This window comes from Pseudomonas sp. 65/3-MNA-CIBAN-0223, assembly GCF_040310425.1.
Taxonomy (GTDB): Bacteria; Pseudomonadota; Gammaproteobacteria; order Pseudomonadales; family Pseudomonadaceae; genus Aquipseudomonas; species Aquipseudomonas gregormendelii.
Genome location: NZ_JBEOPV010000333.1, coordinates 1 through 238, shown reverse-complemented (window position 1 = coordinate 238; position 238 = coordinate 1). Strand labels below are relative to the sequence as shown.

The 238-nt window shown below is 61.8% G+C and carries 1 protein-coding gene; it reads left to right on the top strand.

What is annotated here, in order from left to right:
• Window positions 1-19: 19 nt before the first annotated feature.
• The coding region (locus AAEZ09_RS29100) for an HvfC/BufC family peptide modification chaperone (protein WP_350601788.1) at window positions 20-238 on the top strand (219 nt) is incomplete at its 3' end.

Sequence of the window (238 nt, the reverse complement as noted above, 5' to 3'; positions counted from 1 at the left end):
CCTTGGCCCGGAGAGCGTTATGCGCCTGATCGACTGGCAGTTGGCGTTTGAGCAGCATCTATTATCCGAAGCCCCCGCGGCCAACAGCGGCTTTGCCGCCACCTTGCTGGGAGGGCCGACGTTGGATGTGGAGACCGGCCTGGCGATTTACCACAACGCCTACCTGTCACGCCTGCAGGAGGTGCTGCGCCATGACTTCGGTGCCATCTGGTATTGGCTGGGAGATGAGGCGTTTTGC